Annotated in this window: 8 protein-coding genes; 3 read left to right on the top strand and 5 right to left on the bottom strand. The window is 60.7% G+C overall.

The features are described 5' to 3' along the window. Positions 1-221 precede the first annotated feature (221 nt). A complete protein-coding gene (locus IEW17_RS19820; RefSeq protein WP_229749159.1) occupies positions 222-1,352 on the bottom strand; it encodes an acyloxyacyl hydrolase in 1,131 nt (376 codons plus the stop codon). Between the two features lie 240 nt (positions 1,353-1,592). On the opposite strand from IEW17_RS19820, the gene IEW17_RS19815 reads away from it, so the two are divergent. Continuing rightward, on the top strand, positions 1,593-2,189 hold the full coding sequence (locus IEW17_RS19815; protein WP_188563799.1) for a porin family protein: 597 nt from the start codon (positions 1,593-1,595) through the stop codon (positions 2,187-2,189). 163 nt (positions 2,190-2,352) lie between these two features. Then, positions 2,353-2,955: a porin family protein gene (locus tag IEW17_RS19810; protein ID WP_188563798.1), complete on the top strand. Its 603-nt coding sequence runs from the start codon at positions 2,353-2,355 to the stop codon at positions 2,953-2,955. Positions 2,956-3,189: 234 nt separating this feature from the next. On the opposite strand, the gene IEW17_RS19805 is transcribed toward IEW17_RS19810, so the two are convergent. The 4 genes from IEW17_RS19805 to IEW17_RS19790 all read right to left on the bottom strand — a co-directional run bounded on the left by IEW17_RS19805 (position 3,190) and on the right by IEW17_RS19790 (position 11,503). Further along, entirely contained in the window at positions 3,190-4,554 is a 1,365-nt protein-coding gene (locus IEW17_RS19805; RefSeq protein ID WP_188563797.1) for a dipeptidase, read from the bottom strand. A 104-nt stretch (positions 4,555-4,658) separates the two neighbouring features. Further along, positions 4,659-5,225: a hypothetical protein gene (locus IEW17_RS19800; RefSeq protein ID WP_188563796.1), complete on the bottom strand. Its 567-nt coding sequence runs from the start codon at positions 5,223-5,225 to the stop codon at positions 4,659-4,661. A gap of 24 nt (positions 5,226-5,249) precedes the next feature. Further along, positions 5,250-5,894 carry a glycerol-3-phosphate 1-O-acyltransferase PlsY gene (gene plsY / locus IEW17_RS19795; protein ID WP_188563795.1) on the bottom strand — a complete coding sequence of 215 codons (645 nt, stop codon included), beginning with the start codon at positions 5,892-5,894 and terminating at the stop codon, positions 5,250-5,252. A 104-nt stretch (positions 5,895-5,998) separates the two neighbouring features. Continuing rightward, positions 5,999-11,503 (bottom strand): hypothetical protein, encoded by a 5,505-nt coding sequence (locus IEW17_RS19790; RefSeq protein ID WP_188563794.1) that lies wholly within the window; start codon positions 11,501-11,503, stop codon positions 5,999-6,001. 414 nt (positions 11,504-11,917) lie between these two features. Here IEW17_RS19790 and IEW17_RS19785 point away from each other — a divergent pair, with 414 nt between their 5' ends. After that, positions 11,918-12,946 (top strand): Gfo/Idh/MocA family oxidoreductase, encoded by a 1,029-nt coding sequence (locus IEW17_RS19785; protein WP_188563793.1) that lies wholly within the window; start codon positions 11,918-11,920, stop codon positions 12,944-12,946. The last annotated feature ends 73 nt before the right edge of the window (positions 12,947-13,019 follow it).

Raw genomic sequence — 13,019 nt, 5'->3', positions numbered from 1 at the left:
AAAGGAGCTAACATAGGCCAAAAATACCACGCAATTATTCACCGTTACTTATGCGTGGCCACTTAAAACGGTCATGCTGAGCTTGTCGAAGCATCTCTACCGCTTCGCTTGAGCCGGTGCAACGAAGCGGCAGAGATGCTTCGACAAGCTCAGCATGACCGTTTTATTAACTCAAACCGCTCCTAAGGGTGGCGCCGCTCTGCACCGATATCAAGCCACCATCAGCGTCGGACAGGCACGTTGCCGGGCAGCTTGGCTCCTACCTTAAACTCAATCACATCGGCCGCGCCGCGATGAATCTTCAGGTCCACGGCGCCGAACAGCCAATCGGTGAAGTGGTATTTCAGACCCAGGCGCTCGTAGTAGACCGTGCTCGACTTGTAGGGAGCATATACGTAAAAGCCCAGGTGCGACACAAAAGCCAGCCGCCCAAACAGCAGCTCGTGGCCCACGAACACGCCCGCCTTCTTCACATCAGGCTGCTGGCCGCCGGCGCGGGTGGTGTCCTCCAGCGTGGCCTTCAGGCTGCGGTCGTGGAAGCCTTCGAGGCCCAGCAGCAGGTTCGATTTGCGGTTTACGCGCCGGCCTACGGCCAGTGTCACCGAGTTCACGAGGTACTTCTGCTTGTCGCCTTCGGTGCGCTGCTTGAAGCCGAGACTGGTACTGGCGTTGATGAAGTTGCGGCCGATATCGGCCGGCAGCCCGCCCCCGGCGTGGTAACCGGGCGCGGGGCGCTGCTGGTGGTAGTTCAGCCCGAGCACCACCGAGGGCAGGTTCACGCCGAAATTAGGCTTGGTGGTGGCTCCGTTAGAGAAGTGGTTCAGCCCCACGCCGGCCAGCAGGCCCAGGTGCGGCGTGAGGGCGTAGTCGTACTCGAACCGAAACTGCAAGGTGGCATTCAGGGCCGAGCTGGCAATGGTGTTTTTGTGGTTGGTATCTTGGTTATAAGGGTTGGTGAGGTAGGCCAGGCCCGCGCCCAGCCGGAAGCTGAAATCGTGCTTCGGCCCGCGCGAAAACGTCTTGCTGATGTAGGGGCTGGCCGAAAACACGTAGCCCAGCGTCGGATTATGAAAATCGTAGTACGTGAGGGCCATCCCCACCTTGGGATACTTGTACCACTCGTGCCAGGGAGCCGCGCCCGTGGTTTGGCGCTGAAGATTCAGCTCGAAACCCGTGGGATGCGAGGCCACCAAATGCCGGATAGCGTAAGTGTGCGCCATAATAATGCTGCCCTGCGCATACGCGCCCACGATGAGCGGTGCCGGGGGGGCCACTCGCCCCCCCAAGGTATCGGGGGCCGGAGCGACAGGGGCCTGGCCATGAGCCGCTAAAAATGCGCCCCAACCCAACACTAGCAAACCTAGTCTTAACGAAAAATTAATATACATACAATACTAACTATATTAATTTTACCTGCCGGATGAACCCCAAAAATACCATCCGCGCCTCGTTATCGATTACGCGGAAGTTGCAAAGAAAAAATACTTGCTGTTTTCTGTAACCCGACGTGCTTACTGAGGAGTATAAGCCATGGTTCTGGAGCTCACACAATATATTTTCTTCAGAATCACCCTTCTTTATTTTTCTCAATCATGAAAAAGACAATTCTATCCCTGGCGCTGCTCGCCGGCCTGACTAGCGTCGCTCACGCACAAAGCGGTGTAAAATTCGGTATCCGCGGCGGCATTTCTGCAAATACACTCAGCGGTGACGACGACAAGTTTGGCAACAAGGTTAGCAGCTATTCCTACGGGCTCGGTGGGCTCGGCGGCGTTACGGCCAACTTCGGCCTCTCCGACCTCATCTCAATTCAGCCCGAGCTGCTCTACAACCTCAAGGGTACGCAAGTCAACGACAGCAAAGACCGGCTCGACCTGCACTACATCGACCTACCCATTCTGTTAAAGGTGAACGCCGACGGCCCCTACTTCGAGGCCGGCCCGCAAGTGGGCTACCTGATTTCTGCCAAGCGCGGCGGCGACTCCAAAACCCGCATTGAAACCAAAGACCTGCAAGGGCTTTCGCTGGGCTACGTGGCCGGCGTGGGCTACAAGCTCACCAGCGGCCTGAGCCTGGGCGTGCGCTTCAACGGCGGCATCAGCAGCGTAGGCAAAGACAACGACCGCTACGACCAGCAGCGCAACCAGTCGTTCAACTTCGTGGTTGGCTACGAGTTCGGCGGCAAGTAAGCACTAACCCTCTCCTATTTTAAAAAGGCTTGGCTTCATCAGGAAGCCAAGCCTTTTTTTATGCCGGATACACAAATGCCATTAAATCAATTATTTGTTTAATAATTCAATTGATTACATAATTACCCCTAGCTTTACGGCAGATTCACTCTCCTTTCTCACCATGAAAAAAGTCTCTCTCTCTCTCGGCCTACTCATTGGTATAGCTAGTGCTGCCAATGCCCAAGAAGCCCGTTTCGGTATCAAGGCGGGCGTAAACCTGGCCAGCTTGACCAACAATAACACCGAAAGCAAGAAAAACCTGGTTGGCTTTGCTGCTGGCTTGATGGCAGACTTTAGCTTTAGCGACCTTATTTCGCTGCACCCCGAGGTGCTCTTCTCCCAGAAGGGCGTGAAATACACAAGCGGCGGCGGCGGATACGCAGGTGGCGGCAATACTGCTCAGATTCGCATCAACTACGTTGACGTGCCACTGCTATTGCGCGTGAAGGCCGATGGTCTATTTTTCGAGGCCGGCCCACAGGTGGGTTTCCTGGCCAGCCAGAAGTTTGAAGTCAATAATACTACCATCAGCACCAGCACCGATGGCACCCGCAAAGTGGACGTGGGCTACATTGCCGGCGTGGGCTACCAGTTGCCGCAGGGCCTGGAGCTGGGCGTGCGCTACAACGGCGGCATCTCCGACCTGAGCGACCCATCGGCAGGCGAAAAGACCCGCAACTCGGTGTTCCAGTTTCAGCTGGGCTACCTGTTTGGCGGCAAATAAGTGCCCACGCATAAGTAACCGGATAAAGAAGAACGTCATTCCGAGCTTGCCGAGGAATCTCGCTCGCGCCAGTAGGCGGCGCGGATGACTCCGGCGAGATTCCTCGGCAAGCTCGGAATGACGTTCTTTTTGATTGACTACGGTTTACTTATGCGCGGCAAATAAGCGCCCCGATAATCGCAAAAAAGCCCGGCTTCCTTCGCGGAAGCCGGGCTTTTTTGCGATTGCAAATCCCTACTGGGCCGCCGCGTAGTTGCGGTAGAAGTGCGGAATGGTCTCAATCCCTTTCAGGAAATTGAACACGCCGAAATGCTCGTTGGGCGAGTGAATGGCGTCCGAATCAAGCCCGAAACCGAGCAGCACGGTGTCCAGGCCCAACTCGGTTTTGAACATGGCCACGATGGGGATGGAGCCGCCGCCGCGCGTGGGCACCGGGCGCTTGCCAAACGTGGTGGTCATGGCGTCGGCCGCCGCTTTGTAGGCCACCGAGTCGGTGGGGGTCACCACGGGCTCGCCGCCGTGGTGGGGGCGCACTTGCACGGTGATGCCGGCCGGGGCGATGCTGGCGAAATGCGCCTGGAACAGGGCCGTGATTTCGGCCGAAGTCTGGTGGGGCACCAGGCGCATGGAGATTTTGGCGTGGGCCTGCGAGGCGATGACCGTTTTGGCTCCCTCGCCGGTGTAGCCGCCCCAGATACCGTTCACGTCGAGCGTGGGCCGGATGCTGGTGCGCTCCATGCTGCTGTAGCCTTTTTCGCCGTAGCTGGCGGGCAGGCCGATGCTCTTTTTGAACTCGTCTTCCGAGAACGGGGCTTTGGCCATTTCGGCGCGCTCGTCGGCGCTCAGCTCGTCCACGTTATCGTAGAAACCGGGGATGGTGATGCGACCATCCGCGTCGTGCAGGCTGGCAATCATCTCGCACAGGGCGTTGATGGGGTTTTGCACCGCGCCGCCGTAGAGGCCGGAGTGCAGGTCGCGGTTGGGGCCGGTCACGGTTACTTCGTGGTAGCTCAGGCCGCGCAGGCCCACCTCGATGCTGGGCGCGTCGTTGGCCAGCATGCCGGTATCGGAAATGAGAATCACGTCGGCCTGGAGCTTCTCCTTGTTGGCCCGCACGAAGATTTCGAGGTTGTTGGAGCCGATTTCTTCCTCGCCTTCAAACATGAATTTGATGTTGCAGGGCACGCCGCCCTGGCCGTCGCGCATCATCATTTCAAACGCCTTGACGTGCATGTACACCTGGCCTTTGTCGTCGCAGGCCCCGCGGGCGTAGATATTGCCGTCCTTAATCACCGGCTCGAAGGGCGGCGAGGTCCACAGCTCGTAGGGGTCGGCGGGCTGCACGTCATAGTGGCCGTATACCAGCACGGTGGGCTTGCTGGCATCGGTGATATAATCGCCGTACACGATGGGGTTGCCGGCCGTGGGGCAGATTTCGAGGTTCTGCACGCCGGCTTCTTCGAGGCGCATTTTCAGGTAGTCGGCGGCCTTCAGGATATCGGCGTGAAACTTGGGGTCAGCCGACACGGAGGGGATGCGGAGCCAATCGAGCAGCTCGTCGAGAAAGCGGGTTTGGTTATCGGACAGGTAATTGGCCATGCGGTTGGAGTGTTTTTTTGAGTAGGTAAAAGTAGCGCGTTCTGCGCGGGAAGTTACCGCGGAGGTTCGCGGAGAATACGCGGAGGTACGCAGAGCGCGGGCGGCTACTGCCGCCCATCCAACACCAACTCGCGCACCATCACCGCGCCCAGCTTCCAGGCCTCGGCCCAGTCTTTTTCGGGGCTTTCGAAGGTGAGCAGGTAGAGTGTGTCGGTTTTGGCGTTAGCCAGGGCTAATTGGTACACCACGCGGGCCTCGGCCTCGGGCGGGGCCTCGCGGTAGCGCACCGTGCGCTTGTAGAACGGCCCTTCCACGGAGGCGGCTTTTTCCAGCTGCTGCTGGCCTGGCCCGAAGCCTGTGCGCAGCATCAGCAGCTCGGCGTATTCCGGGGCCGGGCGGCCGGTTTTGGTCTTCACCTTGCGCACCACTTGCAGCGAAAGCCCCGTCTGGTACTCGCCGCTTTCGCCCGTTGCTTCCCGGGTGAGGTAGTAGGTGGGGCTGCCCTTTTCGCCTTCGGCCTGGTAGGCCCAGCCCTCGGGCAGGAGCAGCGCGGCCTTGCTCTCGGGCAGCGGTTGCCAGGCAAAGCCGGTGGGGGCGGCGGCGAGGGGAACGTTGTATTTCTGGGCACTGGCAGGCAGCACAAGGAGAAACAAGCAGACGAAGCGAAGCATAGCCGATAAGTAATAATAGACGAGTTACTTCCGCCCAAACAGCGGCACCCGGCTTTCGGTCCCGCTGCGCAGCCGGCCGATATTGGCCCGGTGGGTGTAGATGAGCAGCGCCGCCAGCACGAAGCCCACGTACACCATAAACGGCTGCGCCGGCCGAAACTGGGGCAGCAGCTGCAGCAGCGCGAAGGTGACGCCGGCCGTCATGCTGGCTAGGCTCACGTAGCGGAACAGCAGCAGCATTGCGATAAAAACCAGCAGGCACACGCCCACCGTGGCCGGGGCCACGCCCAGCATCATGCCCAGGATGGTGGCTACACCCTTGCCCCCCCGGAACTGCGCAAACACCGGATAGATGTGGCCCACCACGGCCAGCGCGCCGCAAGCCAGCCGGTAGTACAGCTCGTGCTCGGGGGCGATGGCACCCTGGGCCACCAGCCAGGCGGGCAGGAAATAGGCGGCCACGAAGCCCTTCAGCGCATCAATGAGCAGCACGGCCGAACCGGCTTTGGGGCCGAGCACGCGGAAGGTGTTGGTGGCCCCGGCATTGCCGGAGCCGTGCTCGCGGATGTCGGCCAGGCCGAAGAAGCGGCGGCCCACCCACAACGCAGTGGGAATGGAACCGAGCAGGTAGGCGGCGAGGAGCGCGAGGCCGATGTAGAGGTAAGGCATGGGGGAATGGGCAGAAAAATCGGGGGGGGAGGCACAAAATAACAGAACGTCAGGCTTCGGCACCGCTCAGCCCGACGTTCTGTTTCGGCGCACGGCCATTAGGCCTAGCTGTCGCCGAAGGGGTCGTCCGTGGCCTTCTTTTTCTTCTTCTCTTCCTCTTTCTTCTTTTTCTCTTCCTCCTTGCGCAGCTTTTCGGCTTCCTTGGCCTGGCGGTCGGCTTCTTTCCTGGCCTGGGCGGGGTCGGGAGCGGCGGGTGGGGCGTCGGCAGGGTTTTCCTTCACCGTTTCCTTTTTGGCAGGCGCGGTGGTTGGGGCCGGCGTATCGGCGGCTTTGTCCCTGGCTTTTTCCTTTTTGGCGGGGGCCGGAACCGGAGCCGGGTCATCGAGCACGCCGTCGCTGAAGGGGTCGTTGGCTTTGAGCTTTTTCTTCTTCCTGGCGGGCTCGGGAGCGGCCTCGGTGGCATCGGGATTAGCCGGGGCATCGGTGCTGCCGAACGCGTCGTCGCCCTTGTTTTTCTTCTTCTTTTTCTTGTCCTCCAACACATCGAAGTTGCCGGTGGGCTCCGGAGCCACGGGCCGGGCGGCCAGCTTGCCCGACTTACCCAAAAAGTCCTTCAGGAAATGCGAGCGGAAGGCGTCCACATCCGTGAAGTCGGCCAGGAAAGCACCGTAGCTGGTGGCCGTCTGGTAGTCGCCCTTGGCCTTGCCACCCACTTCGGCGTCGAAGCCTTCGCTTTGCGACTTGGCCAGCAGCAGGTTGTTGGCGTACTTGAAGTAGTACCAGGACTGGGGCTCGGGTTCGAGGTACAGCTCCACGAGGTCGGTGCCGTTTTCGCGGCGGATTTCGAGGTAGCCGTCAATCAGGGCGTTGAGGGCCTGCTTGCCCACGCCGGCAATGCCGAGCTGGCCCACCGAATGCCAGGCGTGCTTTTTCTCGTTCCAGCGCAGGTTCACCTTGCTCAGCAGGATGGTGTGCGCCGCCAGCTTGGGCGAAAGCTTGATGAGCGGGTCGGCCACGCCGCGACGGGCGGCGTAGCTCTCCACGCCCTTGTCGCCGATGAACTGGCCCAGCTTGTAGAGCTCGTTGGTGGAGCCGTCCTGCGCCTCGGGCGAATTTTTGGTGATTTTGGCCATCTCGGCCCCCATGATGTCGATGGCCTTCACCGGCATGTTGATGTCGATGGCCAGCAGGGCATCCACCGAGTAGCGGGCGCTGTCGGGGTTGGCGGTGCCCACGCCGCTGCCCATCATCTTGTAGTCCTTGGTGGGGGTAATGAAGCTCATGGGCCCCCGAAAGGTGACGGCGTTGGTGTTGTCGCTGTAGGAGAACGCCGCGCCCTCGTAGGCGTTCACGTCGCTCAGGTCGTTGCGCGAAATGGTGTAAATGCCCTTCGTATCGTCGTAGCGCAGCTTGCCGTCTACCTTGAAGATGGGCACGTCGGTGGGGCCGGGCACGGTGGAGGCATACAGCGGGTAGAGCTTGTTGGTCTGGTCCGACACGAACAAACCGGTCACCAGCGGGGCACCGTCCTCGGCCTTGATATCCGTCAGGTTGAGACTGAAGTTCTTGGGGTCGATGGAGTCCTTCACCGCAATCCACTCGGCCGAGTTGCGGTCTTTGCCGAACTGCAGCTGCACCTGGCCATCGAAGGCGAAGCCCCGGCGCTGCGAATTCAGCTGCACGCTGCCCCGGTAGCCGATGCGCGGCGTGAGATTGAACCGGGTGTTGGCATCCACGTTGGCGGTGGCCACGGTGGCGGCACCGTTGCTGGCCCCCACCGAGCCACCGTCAAACTCGTCCTTGGTTTTGCGGGCGGCTTTGTTCGCATTGCTCTTGCCCACCAGCATCGACGCCTGGTCGGGCGAGAAGTTGGTGAAGCGCAGGGCCACCGAGTCGCGGGCCGTTTTGAAGCCGTAGAGCGCGTTGCCAGCAAAGGCCACCTTCGAGAGCACTTCCACGCTGCCATTGTACAGCTTGTGGAACTTGGCCAGCGAATCGAGCACGATGCCCGCGTTTCGGAAGCGCTGAATGCGGCCGTTGGCCAGGATAATAACCTTGCCCGAGTCGGGCGTAATCCAGGCATCGGCGGCTGCGATATAGGGCACGCCGCCCACCTTCATCTGGTACTTGGCCAGGTCGTACACGCCGGTCACGGCCTTGAACTTCAGACCCTGCTGGTTGGGGTTGGTAGAGTAGAAGTACGACTTGGTGGAGTCGGCGCCGGGCTCCACGCGCAGCTTCACCTGCTTTTTCTTGAAGTCCCAGCGGCCCCCGCTGAGCGTGGTTTTGAACTTTGAGTACGGCAAATCGATGCTGGCCTTGCTGCCTGGCTCGCGCTTGAAATCGGCAAAGCCTTTCTTCAGGTTGTAGTCGAAGGCCACCTCGTTGGCGGTCAGGGCGGGCTTATTGGCCTCACCCGATTTCACGCTGAGCGTGGCCTTGCGACCCGAGTAGCTGTCGGACTTAAAGGTGAATTCCGGCGACTTGATGAACGACTGCGGCCCTTCGAGGCGGCCGTTGCCACCCGCGTTTTTGGGCGTCAGCAGGGCCGTGCCCTTGAAGTTGTAGGCCGTGACGGTCTTGGCTTTCTGGTCGGCGGCGGAGTAGAGGCGAATGGCCTCGCCGGTGCGCGGCGTGGTGAGGTACATCGAGTCCTGGCGCACGTTCCAGTTCATGAGGTAGCCGGCGGGCAAATTCATTTTCGGAATGTCGACGCCTTCCTCCTTCTTGGCCGCGATGGCTCCGGTCCGGCCCACGGTCACCACGGAGTCGCGGTAGAACACGAAGCTATTAGAGGTGAATGTGCCCGATTGGTAGGTCACCGTGCCATCGGCCTGCAGGCCCCGGCCGTTCACCTTCACCTTGTTGAATACCCGGCCCTTGCCCTTATAAAGCGGGAAACCGTCCTTCGGCACGTCGTACACGAAGCCCAGCGAGCCGTCTTCCTGCACCGTGAGCTTGGTTTTGATATCGGGAATAATGCCGCCGCTACGGAACGTGCCCTCGAAGCCAGCGCTCGATTTGCCGATGCCGTTGAGGGAGTCGAGCCGGAAGGGCGGAATGTCGAACACCAGCGTTGAGTCGTACACGCCGCCGAGCACGCCCTGGTTGCCGAAATACACGTTGGCCCCGCTCTTAGAGTCGAAGGCCGGGTACTGGCCTTTTTTCTTGCGGCCCGACTTATTCTTGGGGTCGTTGAGGAAGAGGCGGCCGGTCGAAACCTTGCCCTTGTTGGTGAGGGCGAAGTCGGCGTGCTTGCCAGTGGGCTTGCCCTTGGCATCCTTGGCCTCGCTGCGAATGACGATGGAGTCAATCTTGGCCATGTCAATGTAGAAGCCGTCGTAGTTGAAATTGAATTCGCGGCCCTTGAAGCGCATGGCCGAAGCCACCACCGCGCCGCTGAACTTGATGTCGCGGTTTTTCTGAATGCGGATAATGGCGCTGTCCGGCTTCACATACACCATGGCCGAGTCGTCGGAGAAGTTGAAGCGCTCCACGCCGCGCACCAGCAGCTCGTTGGTGTTCAGGTTGAGGGTGGCGTTGCGGCCCGAGCCCGAGAGCGACTTGATGGCGATGTGGTCGTAGTCTTTGCGGTCGCGGGCGGCGGCCACGTAGTGCGCGCCCTTGGGCAGAATGGTCACGTCGCCGGTCTGGGGGTTCCAGGCCACGTAGCCGTCGCGGGCCAGGCCGGCCATGTCGGAGCGCATGTTGGGCAACGACGTTTTCAGGTCGGTGGCCAGGTTGCTCACGTTCACGGTTTTCACGTTTTCGTGCGCCTGGGCGTAGCCCACCAGCATTTGCAGCGGGTGCAGCCGGTTGATGCCTTTGAGCTGCTGGTAGCGGTTATTAGTGAAGAACTCCTTGCTCTCAAAATCGGCCGACTGCTGGTTTTTCGACGACAGCACCGCGAAGTCGATGGTGGGCTGGCGCAGATTCCAGGTCAGGGCCTCGGTCCGAATTTCGAGCTGATGGTAGGAGTCGCTGTACGGCGTGTTTTTGTACAGCCCTTCTTCCCGCGAAAGCTTGAGCTGCTGCTTGGCCTTCGAGTATTTGAGCTGCGTGCCGGGGTGCGTCACCGAGTCTTTGGCCCCCTGGTAAATGGTGATGGCCGCCCGGTTGGCGGTAATGAGCGAGTCGCCGAGCACGTAGGCCCGCGAAGTCGCCTTGAACTTGGGCTTGCCGTCGAGGCTCACCGTGAGGTTGGACAGCGAGCCATCGAGGGCGGCGCTAAGGATTTTGCCGCCGGCCATCGACAGGCCACCCCGGTACTGCAGGTTGTCGCCCAGATTCTTGATGCGGGCATCGTTGGTGAGGGAGATGAAGCGCGGGTAGCCGGTGTCGGGCGCACCGGGCTTACGCCGCACGCTCTTGTAGCTGAGCGCACCTTTAACGGGCGCTTCCAGCACGGCCGGGTAAGTCAGGGTCACGGGCTGGGCCGTGAACTCGGGCTTGGTCATATCGAAGTCGAAGCCCGCCATCTCGGCCGTTACCAGGTTGGTCTTCACCGACCACACCAGCTGCCCACTGGTGGCCAGAAACCGCCCGGTATTGGGCACGGCCGTGCCGCTCACTTTCTTCAAAAACACGGAATCACCGGCCGTGGCGATGAACAGGTCAGCGTCCTTCAGTACGATGACCGCACCGCGGGCGGGCGGGGCCAGGTACTCATCGTAGGGCAGCGCCGAGGGCGCGAATGAGGCCGTGGGCGCGTCGAAGTCCGAGGACCTGGCTACCGGCGCGGCCTCTTTGGCAGCGGCGGCCGGAGTAGTTTTGGTAGCGGTTTTGGCCACGGGCTTTTTGGCCGGAGCCTTCTTTTTTACGGGTGCGCCCCAGCCGTCGTCATCGCCCCAGCCTCCGGCCGAGGGCGACGACCACATATCGGCGGTATCCCAGCCGCTGCTGCTGGCCTTTTTCTTGGCAGCGGGCTTGGGGGCAGCTTTTACCGGTGCTTTGGCTACGGCCGGCTTTTTGGCGGCAGGCAGCGGCGCTTCTTTTTTCGGGGCGGGCTCGGGCGCGCCAAACTCCAGGTTGGAAACCGGCGCGGCAATGGGCGAATAGGCAAACGATACCGTGCCCCCCACGGCCCGCAGCGTATTATAGCCCGAACGGTAGAGGTAGCCGCCGGTGAAAAACCGGTTGGTGCTGGCGATAAACTTATCGGTTTCCTGCGGCGCTTCTTTCTCCAGGGTCTGGCCCAGCACGTCGAGGTACTGGTCCATCTGCTGGTCCTTGAGCTTGGCCAGGATAACACCGTTCAAGATGGCCCCAAACAGGTTTTCGAAGTGCGGGCGGGGCCGAAACTTCTTCGCCAGCATGGTTTGCGACAACGCCACGATGCGGGCCTGCTGCGAGCTGGTGAGGCGGTTGGAAGTCCACAATTCCTTAAGGCGGGCGGCGATGACGCGGGCCCCGGCGTTATTGGTGCTGGCCATCATGGCCTGCACATCGGTGATGTACTGAACCGGGTCGGTCGAGAGCTTGCCCACCTGGTAGCGCGGGGCGGGCGCGGCTGCTCCGGTGGCCGCCGGCTGCTTGGTCTGCGCCTGCGCCGGCCAATAGCCACCCACCAGCAAGCTCAGCAACGCGATAAAAACACCTATCTGCTTCATAAAAAGTAATGAATCTGAAATACTGGCCTGCCAGGTAAGCCGTGGGCTACCGCCCTGGCAAACACATTGCCAGGACAGCAACTCCCTTTGCCCCGCGCCAGCAACGACACAGGTTTAGTTGGCTGCTTGTTCACCGCAAACGCCTAGGCGGCAGGATAGTGCCAGCAGTTGCGCTAAAAAGCCCGGTACAAGTTAGGCAGAATCAAAAAAGCAACTACCCAACCACCAGAACAAATGCGCAGTACATTCTGATTATCAATAATTTTCCGAATAACGCACTTTTTCGAGTTCCTTTTATTATCCCACTTTCACGCGCGTAATCCGCCGGCCAGGTAGCCGGCACGCTATAGCCTACCCCGCTTGGTTCCGATTGCTGAGCGGTTCATTTGTGCAACGCTTCATTGTTTTTTCCCTATGTCAACTGCTCCTATCCGCTCGGCCCTGCTGGCTTATGGTATGTCCGGCAAGCTTTTTCAAGCCCCATTTCTGGCCGCGCATCCGGGGTTCGACCTGCAAGCCGTGGTGGAGCGCACCGAGCGCCGGATGCACCTCGACTACCCCACCATCCGCAGCTACCCCGATGTGGAGCAGCTTCTGGCCGACCCCGCTCTGGAGCTGGTAGTGGTGAACACGCCCAACGATACCCACTTCGACCTGGCTGCCCGCGCCCTGCGCGCCGGCAAGCACGTGCTGCTGGAAAAGCCCGTGGCCACATCGGTCGCCCAACTGGAGGAGCTGCTGGCCCTGGCGCAGCAAATGGGCCGCCACCTGCTGGCCTACCAGAACCGCCGCTGGGACAGTGACTTCGGGGCCGTGGCCCGCGTGGTGCAAAGTAGCCAGCTCGGCCGGCTCATCGAGGCCCACCTGCGCTTCGACCGCTACAAACCCGGCCTGAACGTGAAGAAATTCAAGGAAGAGCCCCGGCCCGGCAGCGGCCTGCTCTACGACTTGGGGCCGCACCTGCTAGACCAAGCCATCAGCCTGTTTGGCCAGCCGCTCAGCGCTCACAAAACCATGGGCAAGTTTCGCCCAGGCACGCAGGTCGACGACTTTTTCTCAATCCATCTGCGCTACCCGGCCGGCCTGAACGTGTGGCTGACCAGCGGCCTGCTCGTGGCCGACCCCGGCCCGGCTTACGTGCTACACGGCACGCAAGGCAGCTACCAAAAAGCCCGCACCGATAACCAGGAAGCCCAATTACTGCAGGGCCTCTCGCCGCTGGCTCCCGGCTACGGCCACGAAAACCCCGGTCAGGAAGGCCGGCTAACGCTGGCATCGGCAGATGGCACCCTTGTCACTTCTGCCGACTTTGCTGCGCCTGGCAACTATCTGGGCTTGTTCGATGCCGTGTTTCAAACCATTCGCCACAACGCACCCTACCCCATCAGTCCCGATGAACTCCGTTGGCAGAACGCGCTGCTGGAACAACCGGCTGATGCCTGATAAGTACCTGATGTTACGCACGGAGTTGGCCGAGTTGCTGGTACATTGCTTTCAGGCCGACGGTATAGAGCTG

The organism is Hymenobacter frigidus (genome assembly GCF_014640435.1).
Lineage (GTDB): Bacteria > Bacteroidota > Bacteroidia > Cytophagales > Hymenobacteraceae > Hymenobacter > Hymenobacter frigidus.
This window is presented reverse-complemented; position numbering and strand designations above follow the sequence as displayed.